The 15034-nt window shown below is 65.3% G+C and carries 18 protein-coding genes; 7 read left to right on the forward strand and 11 right to left on the reverse strand.

Features of this window, described 5'->3' with window-relative positions; genetic code table 11:
• Positions 1-80: 80 nt before the first annotated feature.
• The 3 genes from AC6RV7_RS13700 to AC6RV7_RS13710 form a co-directional block, all read right to left on the reverse strand.
• Positions 81-617, reverse strand: coding sequence for an SRPBCC family protein (locus tag AC6RV7_RS13700; RefSeq protein WP_500094569.1), 537 nt, complete (start codon positions 615-617; stop codon positions 81-83).
• Positions 618-716: 99 nt separating this feature from the next.
• Positions 717-2042, reverse strand: a complete 1326-nt coding sequence (locus AC6RV7_RS13705; RefSeq protein ID WP_500094570.1) for an RNA polymerase sigma factor — start codon at positions 2040-2042, stop codon at positions 717-719.
• Between the two features lie 32 nt (positions 2043-2074).
• The gene (locus tag AC6RV7_RS13710; protein ID WP_500094571.1) at positions 2075-2497 is read right to left on the reverse strand and encodes a YciI family protein; all 423 of its coding nucleotides are present in this window, start codon (positions 2495-2497) and stop codon (positions 2075-2077) included.
• Positions 2498-2692: 195 nt separating this feature from the next.
• On the opposite strand from AC6RV7_RS13710, the gene AC6RV7_RS13715 reads away from it, so the two are divergent.
• The 3 genes from AC6RV7_RS13715 (at position 2693) to AC6RV7_RS13725 (ending at position 4600) form a co-directional block, all read left to right on the forward strand.
• Entirely contained in the window at positions 2693-3184 is a 492-nt protein-coding gene (locus AC6RV7_RS13715) for a VOC family protein (protein ID WP_500094572.1), read from the forward strand.
• A 140-nt stretch (positions 3185-3324) separates the two neighbouring features.
• The gene (locus tag AC6RV7_RS13720; RefSeq protein ID WP_500094573.1) at positions 3325-3684 is read left to right on the forward strand and encodes a SnoaL-like domain-containing protein; all 360 of its coding nucleotides are present in this window, start codon (positions 3325-3327) and stop codon (positions 3682-3684) included.
• 67 nt (positions 3685-3751) lie between these two features.
• A complete protein-coding gene (locus AC6RV7_RS13725) occupies positions 3752-4600 on the forward strand; it encodes a rhomboid family intramembrane serine protease (RefSeq protein ID WP_500094574.1) in 849 nt (282 codons plus the stop codon).
• 6 nt (positions 4601-4606) lie between these two features.
• Here AC6RV7_RS13725 and AC6RV7_RS13730 read toward each other — a convergent pair whose 3' ends face one another.
• Positions 4607-4843, reverse strand: coding sequence for a hypothetical protein (locus AC6RV7_RS13730; RefSeq protein WP_500094575.1), 237 nt, complete (start codon positions 4841-4843; stop codon positions 4607-4609).
• Between the two features lie 102 nt (positions 4844-4945).
• Between AC6RV7_RS13730 and AC6RV7_RS13735 the strand changes: the two genes are divergently transcribed.
• Positions 4946-5449, forward strand: a complete 504-nt coding sequence (locus AC6RV7_RS13735; RefSeq protein ID WP_500094576.1) for an FKBP-type peptidyl-prolyl cis-trans isomerase — start codon at positions 4946-4948, stop codon at positions 5447-5449.
• A 64-nt stretch (positions 5450-5513) separates the two neighbouring features.
• Here AC6RV7_RS13735 and AC6RV7_RS13740 read toward each other — a convergent pair whose 3' ends face one another.
• The 4 genes from AC6RV7_RS13740 to AC6RV7_RS13755 all read right to left on the reverse strand — a co-directional run bounded on the left by AC6RV7_RS13740 (position 5514) and on the right by AC6RV7_RS13755 (position 9399).
• Entirely contained in the window at positions 5514-5891 is a 378-nt protein-coding gene (locus tag AC6RV7_RS13740; protein WP_500094577.1) for an arsenate reductase family protein, read from the reverse strand.
• Between the two features lie 77 nt (positions 5892-5968).
• Entirely contained in the window at positions 5969-6505 is a 537-nt protein-coding gene (locus AC6RV7_RS13745; protein WP_500094578.1) for a response regulator, read from the reverse strand.
• A 60-nt stretch (positions 6506-6565) separates the two neighbouring features.
• Complete coding sequence (locus AC6RV7_RS13750) at positions 6566-7297, reverse strand: response regulator (RefSeq protein ID WP_500094579.1); 732 nt, start codon at positions 7295-7297, stop codon at positions 6566-6568.
• The gene (locus AC6RV7_RS13755; protein WP_500094580.1) at positions 7294-9399 is read right to left on the reverse strand and encodes a PAS domain S-box protein; all 2106 of its coding nucleotides are present in this window, start codon (positions 9397-9399) and stop codon (positions 7294-7296) included. Before AC6RV7_RS13755 ends, AC6RV7_RS13750 begins: the two co-directional genes overlap by 4 nt.
• A gap of 173 nt (positions 9400-9572) precedes the next feature.
• Between AC6RV7_RS13755 and AC6RV7_RS13760 the strand changes: the two genes are divergently transcribed.
• Positions 9573-10073, forward strand: a complete 501-nt coding sequence (locus tag AC6RV7_RS13760) for an SRPBCC family protein (protein ID WP_500094581.1) — start codon at positions 9573-9575, stop codon at positions 10071-10073.
• Positions 10074-10096: 23 nt separating this feature from the next.
• Here AC6RV7_RS13760 and AC6RV7_RS13765 read toward each other — a convergent pair whose 3' ends face one another.
• The gene (locus tag AC6RV7_RS13765; RefSeq protein WP_500094582.1) at positions 10097-11197 is read right to left on the reverse strand and encodes a thioredoxin domain-containing protein; all 1101 of its coding nucleotides are present in this window, start codon (positions 11195-11197) and stop codon (positions 10097-10099) included.
• A 111-nt stretch (positions 11198-11308) separates the two neighbouring features.
• The gene (locus AC6RV7_RS13770; protein ID WP_500094583.1) at positions 11309-12355 is read right to left on the reverse strand and encodes a 3-keto-disaccharide hydrolase; all 1047 of its coding nucleotides are present in this window, start codon (positions 12353-12355) and stop codon (positions 11309-11311) included.
• A gap of 423 nt (positions 12356-12778) precedes the next feature.
• Here AC6RV7_RS13770 and AC6RV7_RS13775 point away from each other — a divergent pair, with 423 nt between their 5' ends.
• Positions 12779-13831, forward strand: a complete 1053-nt coding sequence (locus tag AC6RV7_RS13775; protein ID WP_500094584.1) for an acyltransferase family protein — start codon at positions 12779-12781, stop codon at positions 13829-13831.
• Here the strand turns inward: AC6RV7_RS13775 and AC6RV7_RS13780 are convergent.
• Positions 13804-14400, reverse strand: a complete 597-nt coding sequence (locus AC6RV7_RS13780) for a hypothetical protein (RefSeq protein WP_500094585.1) — start codon at positions 14398-14400, stop codon at positions 13804-13806. The genes AC6RV7_RS13775 and AC6RV7_RS13780 overlap by 28 nt on opposite strands.
• Positions 14401-14605: 205 nt before the next feature.
• Here AC6RV7_RS13780 and AC6RV7_RS13785 point away from each other — a divergent pair, with 205 nt between their 5' ends.
• Positions 14606-15016, forward strand: a complete 411-nt coding sequence (locus AC6RV7_RS13785) for a YciI family protein (RefSeq protein ID WP_500094586.1) — start codon at positions 14606-14608, stop codon at positions 15014-15016.
• The last annotated feature ends 18 nt before the right edge of the window (positions 15017-15034 follow it).

A 15034-nucleotide genomic window follows, 5' to 3' on the forward strand; every position in this document is an offset into this window, starting at 1 on the left:
GCGCGCGCTTTGCGTCATTTTGAACAAAAAGCCGCGGCAAATTGCCGCGGCTTTTTTGCGCGCTCGAAAGGCTGCCCGCCTCAGCGCTGCGCGTTTTCGGCGATCGTCTTCAGGTCGCGCAGGCCGGCTTCGAATTGCGAGCCGATCATTTTGTCCATGTCGATGAACAGAGCGAAAGCCTTTGGGATGAACGAACGTTCGCCGGACATGCTCCAGGTCACGACGGTGCTCCCGCCCTGCGGCTGAAACGTGAACTCCGCCGTGCAGACGGACGGGAAGGGCTTGAGGAAATCCAGCCGCATTTCGACGCGCTCGACGGGACGGCTCTCGGTGATCGTCATGCGTCCCGACCCGATCTGGTGGTTGCCCTCCCATTCATACGCGGCGCCGACGCCTGCGTCCGGCCCCGAGTAACTCGTGCGCATCTTCGGGTCGACCTTGTTCCATGGGTTCCAGCGCTGAAACTCGCGCAGGTGGTCGACGCGGCGAAACACCTCGGAGGGCGGGGCGGCAATCGCAAGCGACCGTTCGGTGCGGAACTGCGACGGCTGGACAGCCACGATCGCGACGAAAAGAAGAACGACGACCGAAAGGGCGATGAGGATTTTCAGGAACATGGTGGGAAGGAGTGATGAGTTTCGCTTCCTTCAACGAGTCGCCGCGGCCGTTCCGGACATCTGACCAGAGCGGACAATCGCAGCTCGATGCCGCTGCGTTCAACCGACGTCGTTGCCCTGATCTACCGCGCGCTCGAGCATCCGTGTGATGTAGAGCTGTTCGGGCCCGACCTTCGCGAGTTGCAGAGCGCGACGAAAGCTCTCAGCGGCGCCGCGGTGGTCCTTCGCCCGCCAGCGGAGTTCGCCGACCACCGCGTGAAGCAGGTAGTGTGAATCGAGGCGGTCGCGTTGCGGGATCTCGTCGACCGCGCGAAGCCCCGCCTCCGGGCCTTGCAGATAGGCGACGGCGACGGCCCGGTTCAGCGCGACAATCGGACTGGGCTTGAGGCGATAGAGTTCGTCGTAGTGCCGAAGGATGCGCGCCCAATCGGTGGATGCGTGATCGGGGGCGAGACAGTGACACGCGGCGATGCCGGCCTGCAGATGATACTCGCTCACCTCGGTGCCTTGCGCGGCTTGAAAAAGATGAACGAGGCCCCGGTCGATCATCGTGCGGTTCCATTTGGAACGGTCCTGGTCGTCGAGTCGGAGGAGATCGCCCTGCTCGTCGACGCGCGACGGAAATCGCGCGGCCGTGAACAGCATCAACGCGAGCAGCGCGTTGCCCCGGGGCGTGCGTCCGACGGGGTGTTCGACGAGCAAGGAGGCGAGCCGGATGGCTTCCGCGCACAATTCCTCGCGCAACAGGCGGTCGCCCGCGGAGGCCTTGTAGCCTTCGTTGAACAACAAATAGAGCGCTGCGAGCACCCCGTCGACGCGCACGGCGAGATCTTCGCCCTCGGGCAGATCGAAGCCGATGCCCGCTTCCTTGATCCGCTGCTTGGTGCGCGTCAGTTGTTTTTCGATCGCGGCCTCGCTGGTGAGGAACGCGCGCGCGATCTCGCCGGTGCTGAAGCCGCCCATCACTTTCAACGCGAGCACGACCTGCGCGTCGGGCGCGATGGCGGGATGACAACAGACAAACATCAGCCGCAGCGCGTCGTCGCGAATCTCCCATTCGTTGATCGAGGCCGCGGGCGATTGCGGCAGGATCTGCTCGAAATGGGTGATCAACGCCGGCTGTTTCGTGCCGGACATCCGCTGATGCCGCAGCATGTCCTTGGCGAGATTCATGGCGACGCGCGTGATCCACGCGGACGGATTGGGCGGCACGCCGCCCATCGACCAGGTGCGCAGCGCACGAAGCATCGCCTCCTGCGCGATGTCCTCGGCGAGCGAAAGGTTGTGAACCCCCAGCAGGCGAACCAGCGCGCCGTGCAGCCGCCCGGTTTCGTGGCGGAAGAAATGCTCCACCAGCTGCGTCGGTTGCGACGCGGGCGCCGCAGGCGTGTCGGGCGGAGGCGGAGAAACGTTGTCGGCGGCCACGGAAATAAAACCGGATGAGACGTGGCCGCGGATCAGGGCGACGTGGCGCGCTCCGCGGGGGCGCCGTGTCCGGCCGTGACGCCGAGATGGCAGCTGAACGCCATTTCTCGAATCTCGATGCTCAAGCCATAGGGAAGGCCGGGGTGCTGCTGAGCGATCTCCGTCGCTTCCTCGATACCGCTGACCATGAGCTTCACATAGCCGCCGATCGCCTCCTTGGTTTCGGCGAACGGGCCGTCGGTGACGCGCTCGCCGCGCGGACCGGAGACGACGCGGCGCTCGAGTTCCAACGGCTGGCCTTCCACCGCCTTGCCGGCGGCGGCGAGGCGATCATACCAGGCGTTCCAGCGAACCATCAATTGCTGCCGCTGTTCGGGCGAGAGATGCTGGTGGGTCTCGGGGCCGGAGTTGCGGAACAGGAGCAGGAAGGGAAGGGCGGCGGGATGTGTTTCCATGGGAAGGAATGGATTCCGATATCTCAACGGACGACGCGGAGCAAAAAGGACAAGGCTTCCGCGGCAGCGCAACGTTTTGTGTCTCGCCGCCGGGCCCGCCAGCGGGTCGACGTCCGAAATCGAGGCGCTCGTTCGTTGGAACAGGGAACGGCGCCATTCCGGCGTCGGACCTTAATCTTCAACCCTGTTATCCACATGAGCACTACATCTTCCGTTTCATCCGCTCCGTCCGTTCCTCCGATCCCCGCCGGGATGCGCGCGATCACGCCGCATCTCGTTTGTGCCCAAGCGGCGAAAGCCATCGATTTTTATCGGGAGGCGTTCGGCGCGGAGGAGGTGCTGCGAGTGCCCGGCCCGGACGGAAAGCTGATGCATGCGCATCTCCGATTCGGCGATTCGTCCGTCTTTCTCGTCGAGGAGTTTCCGGAGTGGGGCTCGTTCGGGCCGCACGCGCTGAAGGGTTCTCCCGTGACGATTCATCATTATGTCGAGGATGCCGACGCCGTCGTGGCGCGCGCGGTGAAGGCCGGGGCGAAAGTCACGATGCCGCTTTCAGATACGTTCTGGGGCGATCGCTATGGGATCGTCGAAGATCCGTTTGGTCATCGCTGGTCGATCGCGACGCATATTCGCGACGTCTCGCCAGACGAGCTCGCGAAGGCGGTCGAGCGCGGTTGCGGCGGGTGAGCCGTCGCGAAATCGCGGCCGGTTGCAACGAACGGCAGGGGTGTTCGCCGAACCGGCGCGGGATCGGATCGATTTCGCGAACCTCGGTCCCGCGCTCCGGTCAGACAATCGCCCGCTGCCAACCCAATTCGTTTTCCCCTATGAACACTGAAGCCATTGCGAAACGACTCGTGGCGTTGAGCCGCGAGCAGAAATGGGAAGCCGCTCAGCGCGAGCTTTACGCGGACGATGCGATCAGCCTCGAACCGTATGCGACGGACGACGTGCCGAAAGAAACGCGGGGTTTGCCCGCCATCGTCGAAAAAGGCCGCAAGTTCGTCGCGACCGTCGAGCAGATGCACCAACTCAACGTATCCGATCCGCTGATCGCGGGCAACGTGTTCGCCTGCACGATGCAGATGGACGTGACGATGAAAGGTCAGGGCCGGATGAATGTCGGCGAGCTTTGCGTGTATCACGTGAAGGACGGCAAAGTCATTTCGGAGCAATTTTTCATCTAGCGACGTTGGCTTCTGCTCGTGCCGCGCCGGGGGTGGCGTTTTCGTCGCGGCCTCATAGGCTGCGCGGATGATGTCCGATTCCAACGCCACGGTCCCGACGGCGGCCTTCGCCGTGCCGGAGGGCTGGGTGGAGGTGGGCGTCTATGCCACGGCCAGCGAAGGTGCGGAGCGGGGATTGGTCGTCCTGGCGATCGGCGAGGCTTATTGGTTGGTGGACGACGCGGGCGGCTACCGGCTGCTGGTGGAAAGTCATGCGGCGGCGCGGGTGCGGGTGGAACTCGACTGCTTCGAACGCGAAAGTGCGCGATCGTCCCAGACGGCGGCTCCGCCACTCCGGCAATTCGAGTTCGCTACTCCGTTTTGCTGGGTGCTCGCGATCGCCGGCTGTTTCTGGCTCGAGACGATCCATCCGCGCTGGATCGCGCTCGGCGCGCTGGATCCCGTCGCGCTGTTCCGCCGGGGTGAAGCCTGGCGGCCGCTGACGGCGTTGTTTCTGCACGCCGACATCGCGCATCTGGTCGCCAACGCGGTGAGCGGCGTCTTCGTGTTCGCGGCGGTGCTGGCGGAGTTCGGTCGCGGACGAGGCTGGCTGCTGATCCTCGCTTCCAGCCTGCTCGGCAATCTTGCCGTCGCCGCCGCGCATGTTTCAGGCGATTACCGGTCCATCGGCGCCTCCACCGCCGTCTTTGCCGCGCTCGGATTGCTGACGGCGCGGGCGGTGCTGATCGCATCAACGGATTCGCGACGGGGACGAGGTCGCGCGTTTTTCGTTCCGGCGGCGACGGGCGCGGTGGTGCTGGGATTGTTCGGTGCGGGCGGTCAGCACGTGGATGTGCTGGCGCACGTGACGGGCTTCCTCTCGGGATCGTTGCTCGGACTCGCCGCGGGAAGGCAGACGGTTCGCGCCGCGAAATAAAAACGCTTACAAGCGCAGCTCGGCGGGCGTTTCCGGCGGCACGTCTCGACGGCCGCCCTCGGGCGCCTCGGACGCCGCTTCGTCGGCGCTCGCCGTCAAATCGAAACCTGCGAACTCGGCGCAACACGCGCCGCAACCTGCATAGCACTCCGCGCACAGCACGCGGCCGTCGAACTGGTAAGCGCCGAAACAGCCGCAGGCGCTGCAGACGGCATCTTCGTTGAAAGGAATCCGGGTGCTCATCGGCTTCACGAAAGATCGCCGGTTTCCGGGTTGGCGCAAGTGCGGTTGCGGCCGTCCGCTTTGGGCTGGCCCGCTTCGGAACGAAGAAGTCAAATCCCTGCCATGAAACGCTGCTTGATCTGGATCTCGTTGAGCATGGCCGGAGCGTTCGTCGGCGTCGGTTGCGGGCCGAAACCACCGGAGGTGACGGAAGCCGCGGTGGCGGACGCCGCCGCGGCGCGGCGGGTGGAGCTGTTTGGCCCGCGAGCGGCGGCACCGGAGATCGTCTGGCGCTCCAGCGGACTGGGGATTCGTATTGTGAAAGAAGGTGACGGCGCGGCGCCCGCGATGACCGATACGGTGCGCGTGCATTATGTGGGCACGTTGAAGGACGGAACCGTCTTCGACAGCTCCCGCGAGCGCGGGCAGCCCGAAGATTTCGTTGTGAACCGGTTGATTCCCGGCTGGGCGGCGGCGATGCCGGCGCTGAAGGCGGGCGGCCGGGCTGAATTTTTCATCCCGCCGCTGCTGGGCTACCGGCACGTGAAGGTCGGAAACGTGCCGCCGAACTCCGGGCTGATCTTTGAAGTCGAGCTGATCGCGGTGAACCCGACGGCGCCGCGCTAGGCGGCACGACGCCTCGATCCACTATTTGGATACGCACGGAGAGGTGCCGCGCGATCCGGCGGGTTTATTTCGCAGGCCGAAGCTTGAACGCCTTGGCCCACGCGTCGGGGTCGAAACCCACGAGACCGAAATCGGCGGCGAGCACAAACGGACGTTTTACCAGACGACCGTCGCTCGAGAGGAGTTTGAGCGCCTCGGCTTCGGTCATCGTGGGCAGTTTCGCCGCCAGGCCGCGCTCGCGATACTGGATGCCGGAGGTGTTGAAGAGCCGCCGGAGCGCTCCGCCCTGGAGTGCGAGCATGCGCCGCAGTTCGGCGGGGGTGGGCGGGGTTTCGTAAATCGGTTTCTCGACAAACGGCACGCGATGCGCGGCGAGCCATTTCGCGGCGTCGCGGCAGGTGCTGCATTTGGCGTAGGAGTAGACGGTGACGGGGGCGGCCATGGTTGGCCGTGACGATGAAAGGATCGGAGGAAAATGGAAGCAGCGAAGCGTTCGCGGCGGATACCTCAGACGCGCCTTCAGGCGACGCGGCCGAACGAAGTGGGTTGCTCGATCGCCTCGGGTTGTGCGCTCGCCATGACGATGTAGTGAGCGACGGCGAGGAGCCGCGTCGGGCGGTTCCGCTTGCTGAGGAAGGTGTCAAACCAGCGCGGCGGGTCGGACGAGGGGCTCAACACTCCGATGACCTCGAGGCCGAGGGTCACGATCACCGGCGTGGTGACGCCAAGCACCTCCAACCCCGCCAAAAGCGCGGCTTCGCTGAGCCGGGCCATCCGGTGATTGAGAATCAGGAGATGAAATTGCTTGCGGCAGAGCAACTGCCAGGCCGCCTCGGCATCGCCGGCGAATTCCGGCACGTAGCCTGCCCGCGAAAACATCCGCTGCTGCTTCGCGCGGATTTGCGGATCGCTTTCGATGACGAGAATCCGCGGAGCGGCGTTCGCGACTGAAGGAGCGTAATCAATTTCGTGCCGCACCGGTTCGACCGGTGAAAACGGCGCGAGCTGCGACGCGAACGAGTGGGTGCGGGTGGGAGAAGCAGTAATTGCGGTCATGTGCCGCTGATCCTACCGCACCGTGAGAGCCGAGCCTATTGGTGAGTCGGTACCGGTTGTTTAAGAACTATCTTTAGGCGGAGTGGGGGCGTTGCCGGGAGCCGAAGGGTTGCGGCCCAGCTCCTGCGCGTGGACGGCGTGGTGGATCAGCGCGGCTCCGCTGGGCAGACCGAGCTTGCGCTTGATACTGCCACGGTGCACGTCGACCGTTTTGCGGCTGAGCCGGAGCAGGTGCGCGATGTCGACGCTGTCCTTGCCCTGGCCGATCAGCTGGTAGATTTCGAATTCACGGTCGGTCAGCTGCTCGATCGGCGATTTCGAACGGCGGGCGGCATCGCCCGTAATTCCAAGAAGGATACGCGAGGCGACCGCGGGGCTGACGTAGGATCCGCCGGTCAGTACGCTCTGCATCGCTTCGAGCAGGAGCTTCGCGCCCGCCTCCTTCATGATGTAGCCGCGGGCGCCCGCGCGGAGGGCGCGCTCCGCGTAGAGCAACTCGTCCTGCATCGAAATGACGAGAATGGGCGATTCGGGGCTCAGCGCATGCAGGTCCTTGATCAAGTCGATCCCGCTGCGTCCGGGCATCGAAAGGTCGGCGATCACGAGGTCGGGCTTCGTGCGCGCGAGTTCGCTCAAGGCCTCGGCGGGCGTCCCGGCTTCCGCGCACGCCTCGAGATGGGGCTGGCTGTTGATGAGCTGCACGAGGCCGGCGCGCATCATTGGGTGATCGTCGATCACCATAACACGCCGCGGAACGGCGGGCGGGTGCGCGTGAGAGCGATGCGGTTTCATGATGCCAGCGGCAGGACGCATTGCACGGTGAGCCCCCGGCCCGGGCGGGAGTCGAAGGTGAGCCGGCCGCCGATGAGGGTGGCGCGATATTGCATGATATGCAGCCCGACGCCGCGCGCCTCGCCCGCGCGCGCATCGAAGCCGCGGCCGTTGTCGGCAATCGTCAGGTGCAATGCCCCGGCCTCCTGCAGCAGTGTCACGTCGATGAGCGTCGCGCCGGAGTGTTTGAGGGCATTGTTGATCGCCTCCTGCGCGATGCGATACAGGTGGGTGGCGGTGTCGTTGTTGATTCCGGAAAGCGGATGCGGGCAGGAGAGGCGGTGGGTGACCGCGCCGGCCGTGAGATCGAGCAACCCGGCGAGCGCCGTCGGCAGTTCGCTGGCGTCGAGGAGGTGCGGAGTGAGTCCGCGTGCGAGTCCACGCACGTCGCGCATCACGGTGCGCACGTGTTGCGCGATCCGTTCGGTTTGCCGGTCGCGCACGGGCGGATCGACGCGCATGCCAGTGAGCTGGTGAAGCATGATCTCGATGGCGGTCAGTTGCTGGCCGACGTTGTCATGAAGCTCGTGGCCGATCCGCTGTTGTTCGCGATCGCTGACCCGAAGCACTTCCGCCTCGAGCTGCTTGCGCTCGCTGATGTCGCGTACGATGCCCATGCCGCCGAGCAAAGCACCTCGCGGATCGACCAGCGCAGAGGTGGTCACGGCGACCGGAATCAGCCGGCCGTCCTTGTGGCGGTGCAGGGTTTCGTATGGGCCGGTGAGTTTTCCCTGGGTCAACCGCTCGAGGGACAACCGGGCTTCCGGCTCATGCTCCGAGGGGACCAGCGTCAGCAGCGAACGGCCCACGATCTCCGCTGCCCGGTAGCCGAGCAGGCGCTCGGCCGCCGGATTCCACGTCGCGATCGTGCGTTCCAGCGTCACGGTGATGATCGCATCGTTCGATGAGTTGATGATGGCGTTGGACATCGCGGCGATGCGCTCCGCGGCGCGGCGTTGCGTGATGTCGGTGGCGATCTGGATAAACAGCCGCTGCGCGCCGAAGTCGTGCGAGGCGATGCGAACCTCGACCGGATAAACCGTGCCGTCCTTGCGACGGTGCTCGGCCTGTTTTATCGCGGGAGCGCCGGGCGGAATCGACGTCCAGTCCTGCGCAGACGCAGACGGCGCGGCGACCACGTCGAAAATGCTCATGGCGAGGAGTTCCTCCCGACTGCGGCTCAACGCCGCGCAGGCGCGCTCGTTGACTTCGACGATGTGTCCCGCGCCGTCGTGGACGATCATGATATCCGTGACCTGATCGAGCAGCGTATGGAAACGCGCCTCCGTTTCCCGGAGCGCCGTGTCGCGCCGAGCCTGCTCCTCGATCGCGTGCTTCAGCTCCGCCTGGGTGCGTCCCAGCTCTGCCATGCGCTCGCGGATCCGACCTTCGAGCGAAGCGGCGGATTGTTGCAGGGTGGCCACGATCCCGGCGCGCGCGGCGAAAAGCCGGCGCATCAGCGCATAGGAGCCGCCGAGCAAGCCGAGCACGGTCGCGGACAGGATGAGCGTCATACTGTGCCAGCGGACAGCCTGCGCGTCGCTGAGACCTGCGCGAACGCGCGCCTGGCGCTGCTGCTCCGCGATCAGTTCTCCGGCCGCGGTGCCCAATTCTTCGAGGAGGCTCGTGCCGCGCCCGCTATCGATGAGGTCGCGGGCGGCCGAAACGCCGTCGGTCCGAACGGCGCGGACGACCTGCTCGTGCCAGGCGTCCAGTTCCTTCGCCCGTTGCGACAGCTTGGCGAGCGATGCGAGCGGAACGGCTGGTTCGAGATCGCGGCGAAGCCGGTTGAGGATCGTGGTGATTCCCGCGGACGCTGCGATCTGCTGTCGCAGATGCGCGTCGGAACCGGTCAGGGCGAAGGCCCGCATCGCGGCTTGAGCGCGAGTCGCGCCAATGACCAGTTGGTCCAGCTGCGCGATCACCTCTTCGGATCGCGCGGTGCTGCGGGCATTGGCGCGCTGATCGGAAAGGTCGCGGAGACTCACGCCAGCCGTCAGGACGACGGCCAGTCCTGCCGCCGCAAAGCCGACGGCCAGCAGTCGTGGGGAACCGTAATTCATGCAGCGGCGGTCTGCCGCGCTGGCCCATGATACACCGGTCCAGTTGTTCGAAACAACCGCTCAACCACCGAAAAGCAGCGCGAAAATTTCAGTAATCCTGTCCGCTGGAAACACGGTGGCTCGTTGAAATGGCGTAAGGAAATCCGACATTCTGCGACGAAAACTCATCTGCCATGAATACCGAAAAATCCCCGCCCCCTGAAAATTCCGCGGCTCGACCGACGTCTGACCGCGAACTGGTGCTGAACCGGCTGATCAACGCGCCGCGCGAGAAAGTCTTCGCTGCGTGGACCCAGCCTGAGTTGCTGAAACAATGGTTCGCGCCGAAGCCGTGGACCACTCCGCGGGCCGAGCTCGATGTGCGGCCCGGCGGCTCGAGTTTGATCGTGATGCGCGGGCCCGACGGTTCCGAGTTTCCGAATCGCGGCGTGTATCTCGAGGTCGTTCCGAACGAGAAGATCGTCGCGACCGACGCCTACACCGAGGCCTGGCAGCCTTCGGCGAAACCTTTCATGACGATCGAGCTCACGTTTGAGGATGTGAATGGAAAAACCAACTACACGGCCCGCGTGCGCCACTGGTCGGTGGCTGATCGCGAGGCGCACGAAAAAATGGGTTTCCACGAAGGCTGGGGGCGCTGCACCGATCAGCTCGAGCAACGGGTCGCCGGTTGATGGCCGGCGACCGCGGTGACCGCTCACTGCGAGCGGGCCATGGCGGAACCGGCGGGAAGCTTCTGGTCGAGCTGGGCGAGCGCCGACTCGGCGGCGGCGAGCGGCGCGCCTCCGATTCGATTGGTCGACAGCAACACCTGTCCAAATTTATCGAATACAACGATGCCCGGAATCTCGAGCACGCCCAGATTCCCGAGGGCGATCATCACGTTTTTGTTTTGGTGCGGCAGGGTCGGCCAGGGCATGCCGGTCGACTTAACGTAGGCGAAGTAGGGCGGCATGGTGGCATCGGTCGACGAGCCGAAGAAGGCCACGCGGTCGCGCCCGGCGAGCACCGCGTTGTAGTGTTCGACGAACTTGGGCGTGAAGACCGCGCACCGGGGGCAGGTGCTCGCCGACAGGTATTGCACGTAAACGTCGGCGGCCCCGATCGGCGTGGGATTTCCAGCGGCGTCGACCAGCAAACCGTCCAGGATCTCGGCCATGCGCCCCGGGCGCTGGTCGCGGGGCAGCGCGACGCGCTCGCGCGCGCGAACGAAGACGTCGGTCGCGGTCAATGGCACCACCTGCTGCCCGTCGCGGCCGGGAACCCACAGGGCGACGTCGCCGCCGGAGACGCGCATCACGCGATAGGTCTCGCCGGCCTTCAGCGCGAACGAGCCGAACGATTGGTCGACCGTGAGCGTGGCGCGTCCGGGCCAGAGCGACATGTCCCGCTGCAGATCGGACACCGTCAGCGCGCGCTGCTCGGGGGTGAAGCGCGCCCATTGCGCGTTTGCCGCCGCCAGCAGGTCACAGTCGCCTGGTGCGGCCGCAAAAAGAAAGCCGGCGGGCGCGATGAGCTCCACCTCGTTCGGCTTCACCGCGTTGATCTGTACCACCGTGCCGGCGCGGAGAGGTGCCTCGCCGCGGAAGCGCTGTTCGGTGGTCAATCGTGTCTCGGCGGGCCAGCGCTCGGGCCGATTGACGAGATCGCGCCAAACGAGAGGCTTGACCGTGGTTGGGGTCGCGGCGGCTGACGGCGAGTTCGCCGCCGCAGCCGCGTTAACGGTGGGCGTAGCGGCAAGCAGGCCCAACAGCAGGGAGCCGGCGGAAAGCGTGATGCGTGGCAGAGCGGAGAACATCCGCTCATTCTAGCCGGTTGGCGCCCGGGGTCCCATCAGGGAGGCCGCCGGCCCACACCTCAGGCGGTCGCTGAGGCGGCCGAGTATCACGCCGCCTCCGATGATGACAGATCAGCGCGCGAGGCGCTCGAACGTCATAGGATGCGCCGAGTCCTCGCCGACAGTAATGGCCAGCTTTTTGCCCCCGTCGCTGAACTCACACTGCACGTCCGTGGTGAGGGCATAAAACTTCGTCTGCGACGAGGCATGGAGAACGAGGTTGCTGCCGGAGAATTCGAGCGACAGCAGTCCGTCACTGAGGCGACTGATCCGCGCGCGACTGCGCCCGTTTTGGCCGTATTCACCGACGTATGACTCGAGCAGGGCGTCGGGCAGCATGAATTCCTTCTGGCGGTAATTGCCGAGTTCGCGCACCCAGACGTTGCGATAGCGCACGGGATTGCCGTGGTCCTGAAAGGCGATCGGAAGGCGTTCGGGGTGGGCCTGGTAGGGCAGACGGCCGATCCAGCCGGTGGGGCCGGTGAGCTCGGCGTTGTGCTGCACGAGCACGCCGTTGTGCAGGACGGTGACGGATGCTTTCGCGAGAAGCCGGCCCTCGTCGTCGAAGCGCGGCGCGGTCCAGAGGATGTCGTAGGTCTGCCACTGGCCGGGCGGGCGCGAGGCGTTCACGAGCGGAGGATACTGGCCGTAAAGCGACGCGGCGGAGCCGTCGGCGTAGGTTTTGTTCTGATACGAATCGAGCACCTGGACCTCGTAACGGCCGGCTCCGAAGAAGACGCCGCTGTTGCCGCGGCCCTGGCTGTCGCCCTTGGCCGGGACCGGCGCGGCCCATTCGACGTGAAGCTGGCAGTCGCCGAACGACTGTAGAGAGCGGACGTAGCCGCTGCCGGGCACGCATTCGAGCGCGCCCTCGCGCGCCACCCATTTCGTGGGGCTGCCGTCCATCGCGACCCAGGCGGAGGTGTCGCTACCGGCGAAGAGCACGACCGCATCCGACGGCGGTTCGCCCGGTTTCTCGTTCGTGCTCGCGGTGCCGGGTTGGACGACGGGAGGAAGCGGGCGAAGGCGGTCGTGGCCCAGCCACGCGGGATCGGGCGCGGCGAACAGGCGCGAGGCGGCGAAAGCGAGGAACCATCCGGAAACAAGCGAGATTTTCATAGGGGTGAGGACGGAGCCTGCGGCGGCTCGGAGGGGGGATTCAATCGAAAACCCCCGCCCGCGCCCGACCCCGCCCGACAGATCAAAAAACTTCCACGCTCTTCCCAACCTCCACGCCGCGTCGAGCGAGCCCCAGACAGAGTGTCATATAATGTATGACACTGTGTTTGTGAGCGTGGGAGGTTTGGCAGGCGGGGCTTGGAAGGGGCGCGGCGAATCGGGCGCGGGTGGGGCGGACCGAGGCGCGTCGATTCGTCGCCCGCTCGCCCGACGCGGCGATTCGAATCAAGCGCGCTGTCACTGCGCTCCGCGGCGTAACCGGGCCCAAAGGTGACCTTGGTATTCGCGGGATTGTTTCGCGCGCTGTCTTCGTGCTATCCTTGCGTCGGTCTCGCTAACTCAACCGTCTTTGCCGTCTCTGTCATGAACAGACTTGCCTGGGTGGATCACTTGAAGGCGTTCGGCATTGTGATCGTCGCATTCGGCCATGTGCGCATCTCGCTGCCAGTCGAATACTGGGTTCATTCTTTCGTGATTCCGCTCTTCCTCTTCCTGGCGGGCTACCTGATTTCACCCGAGAGCTTTTCGGCGCCGCCCGGAGTGTATTTCCGGGGGAAGATGCTGCGGCTCGTCGCGGCGTATGTGATTTTTGGATTCATCGGCGCGTTTCACTACGTGCTGATGTCGCAGGCCGGCGTCGAGCGGAGCCCGCTCCCGGCCACGGTCATGGTGAAACTGCAATCGGTAGTTTACGCCAGTGGCACCTTTCCCAATGAAAATGCCCTCCAGCTGTATCCGGTCGCCTTGTGGTTTTTCCCTGCGATCATCGTCGCGCTCGGGCTGGCGTTCTGGATCTTGCGGGCACCGGCCGGCGTCGTGCCGTTCCTGATCGGGGGGAGTCTGCTGCTTTCGTGGTCGTGGAGGAACCTCGTGCTGCCCTGGGAACTCGAGTCGGCCCTCACCGCAGTGCCGTATATTGTCGCCGGCCAGCTGTTCCGCCGGAGTGCGGCATGGCAGGCCCGCGTTTTCGCGCTGCCACGGTTTTGGGCGCCGCTGCTGCTCGCACTCGGCTGGATGCTGGCGATGTTGAATGGACGCGTGGATTTCCGGCTCTCGATTTTGAACGATCCCGTGCTCTTTCATCTCGCGGCCTGGCCAACGCTGCTCGGTCTTCTTATCGCCGCGTCGGCAGTTCCCGCCAGCAAGCTCAGCCGCCGATTGTCTGGGGCGACGATCTTCATTTTTCCGACCCACCAGCTGCTGTATTGGTTTTTCGATACGCTCTCCCGCGAGGGGCTGCATCTGCCGGAGGCGTTCATGCACAGCTACGCCTACGCGATCCTCGAAGCGTCGTGCGCGCTCATGTTGCTGGCCTGGTCATATGGCTGGGTCCAGCAACGCGTGTCAGCCCGCCGGCGCCGCGGTCGGCCGCCGGCGGGTGTAACGGATCAGAGTTTTCCGGCGATCTTGCCGTAATCGACCGCCTGCGCGAACGTCCGCAGGTCGGCGTCGCTGACATCGGTGCCCTCGATCTGGACGAGCAAAGTGCCGTTGACGACGACGTTCACGGAGCCGCTGCCGTCCTTGTTTTTGATCACGGCCTTCTGGCCCTTGATGCGCTCCAGTTTGCCGCCGTCCGCATTCGCGAACATCGGATTGCCCATCATCATCATCACGCCTTGGAGGAGCGGCGAATCGGTGATGAGTTTCACCGTCATGCTGGCGTCGCCCTTCGTGTAGTGGCGTTCGGCGGTGACGCCGCCGCCGAACATCGCCGCGGCCGCGGATTGCGCGGTGGCCTCCTCAGCGGTCCAGCCGGCGGGGGCGTCGGGCAGCAGTTCCTTGAACAGCTCGGCGCGCTTCTGTCGCACGAGTTGCGCGGCAGCGTCGAGCGACTGGGCGGCGGTGGCATAGTCGCTGTCCTTGTAGGCTTTCAACGCCTCGTCGATCGAGTCGGTGACGTCGTCGGCGTGCAGCGGCAGCGCCACGGCGAACAGACCGGCGGCGAGAAGCGGGAGCAGGGATCGGGGGGATGGAGTTTTCATGAGCATGGGAACGGCTGCGTGGCGCCGGCATTGTTCCGGTCACCACGGACCGTGAGGGCGGACGCATCCATGGTCGGATGATCGTGAACAGCGCCGGAGGTGTCGAGTCCGCGGACTTCCGGTGAAACCTGATCGTGAGTTCGGGTTCCGGCAGGGCGACGGCGGCGATTGACGCGCTGTCCCGAAATCCTCATCAACGCGGTCCATGTCCGCATCGGTGACGAATCCCGCCGCTTTCCTTTTGCTGTTTCGCAACGCCGGTCCGGAAACGCACGCGCATCTCACCGAAGCCGAGCGGGTGCAACTCGCGAAACGCTGGAACGACTGGTTCGAAGGGCTGGCCGCGCAGGGAAAAGTCCAGCACGCGCGGCCGCTCGCGTTAAATGGACGCGTGGTCTCGGGACCGCGGGGCGAACGCGTGATGGACGGCCCTTATGCGGAGGCGAAGGAGGTCGTCGGTGGCTATTTTTTTCTCACGGTCGCGGACCTCGACGAAGCGACGCGGATTGCGCAGCAGTGTCCGGGCTTGCCGCTCGGGTTGACGGTCGAGGTCCGGCCGGTGGCGGACGTCAGTCCGGTGCTCGACGGAGTGCCGGGCCGTCCGCCGAGGGCTTGATCCTGCCAAACGCGATTC

Source organism: Opitutus sp. sgz309028 (genome assembly GCF_059821195.1).

Excerpts from the sequence above, each read along its gene's own strand:
- AC6RV7_RS13700 (WP_500094569.1), bottom strand. The coding sequence starts at position 617 with ATGTTCCTGAAAATCCTCATCGCCCTTTCGGTCGTCGTTCTTCTTTTC.
- AC6RV7_RS13710 (WP_500094571.1), bottom strand. The coding sequence starts at position 2,497 with ATGGAAACACATCCCGCCGCCCTTCCCTTCCTGCTCCTGTTCCGCAAC.
- AC6RV7_RS13715 (WP_500094572.1), top strand. The coding sequence starts at position 2,693 with ATGAGCACTACATCTTCCGTTTCATCCGCTCCGTCCGTTCCTCCGATC.
- AC6RV7_RS13720 (WP_500094573.1), top strand. The coding sequence starts at position 3,325 with ATGAACACTGAAGCCATTGCGAAACGACTCGTGGCGTTGAGCCGCGAG.
- AC6RV7_RS13725 (WP_500094574.1), top strand. The coding sequence starts at position 3,752 with ATGATGTCCGATTCCAACGCCACGGTCCCGACGGCGGCCTTCGCCGTG.
- AC6RV7_RS13730 (WP_500094575.1), bottom strand. The coding sequence starts at position 4,843 with ATGAGCACCCGGATTCCTTTCAACGAAGATGCCGTCTGCAGCGCCTGC.
- AC6RV7_RS13735 (WP_500094576.1), top strand. The coding sequence starts at position 4,946 with ATGAAACGCTGCTTGATCTGGATCTCGTTGAGCATGGCCGGAGCGTTC.
- AC6RV7_RS13740 (WP_500094577.1), bottom strand. The coding sequence starts at position 5,891 with ATGGCCGCCCCCGTCACCGTCTACTCCTACGCCAAATGCAGCACCTGC.
- AC6RV7_RS13745 (WP_500094578.1), bottom strand. The coding sequence starts at position 6,505 with ATGACCGCAATTACTGCTTCTCCCACCCGCACCCACTCGTTCGCGTCG.
- AC6RV7_RS13750 (WP_500094579.1), bottom strand. The coding sequence starts at position 7,297 with ATGAAACCGCATCGCTCTCACGCGCACCCGCCCGCCGTTCCGCGGCGT.
- AC6RV7_RS13755 (WP_500094580.1), bottom strand. The coding sequence starts at position 9,399 with ATGAATTACGGTTCCCCACGACTGCTGGCCGTCGGCTTTGCGGCGGCA.
- AC6RV7_RS13760 (WP_500094581.1), top strand. The coding sequence starts at position 9,573 with ATGAATACCGAAAAATCCCCGCCCCCTGAAAATTCCGCGGCTCGACCG.
- AC6RV7_RS13765 (WP_500094582.1), bottom strand. The coding sequence starts at position 11,197 with ATGTTCTCCGCTCTGCCACGCATCACGCTTTCCGCCGGCTCCCTGCTG.
- AC6RV7_RS13770 (WP_500094583.1), bottom strand. The coding sequence starts at position 12,355 with ATGAAAATCTCGCTTGTTTCCGGATGGTTCCTCGCTTTCGCCGCCTCG.
- AC6RV7_RS13775 (WP_500094584.1), top strand. The coding sequence starts at position 12,779 with ATGAACAGACTTGCCTGGGTGGATCACTTGAAGGCGTTCGGCATTGTG.
- AC6RV7_RS13780 (WP_500094585.1), bottom strand. The coding sequence starts at position 14,400 with ATGAAAACTCCATCCCCCCGATCCCTGCTCCCGCTTCTCGCCGCCGGT.
- AC6RV7_RS13785 (WP_500094586.1), top strand. The coding sequence starts at position 14,606 with ATGTCCGCATCGGTGACGAATCCCGCCGCTTTCCTTTTGCTGTTTCGC.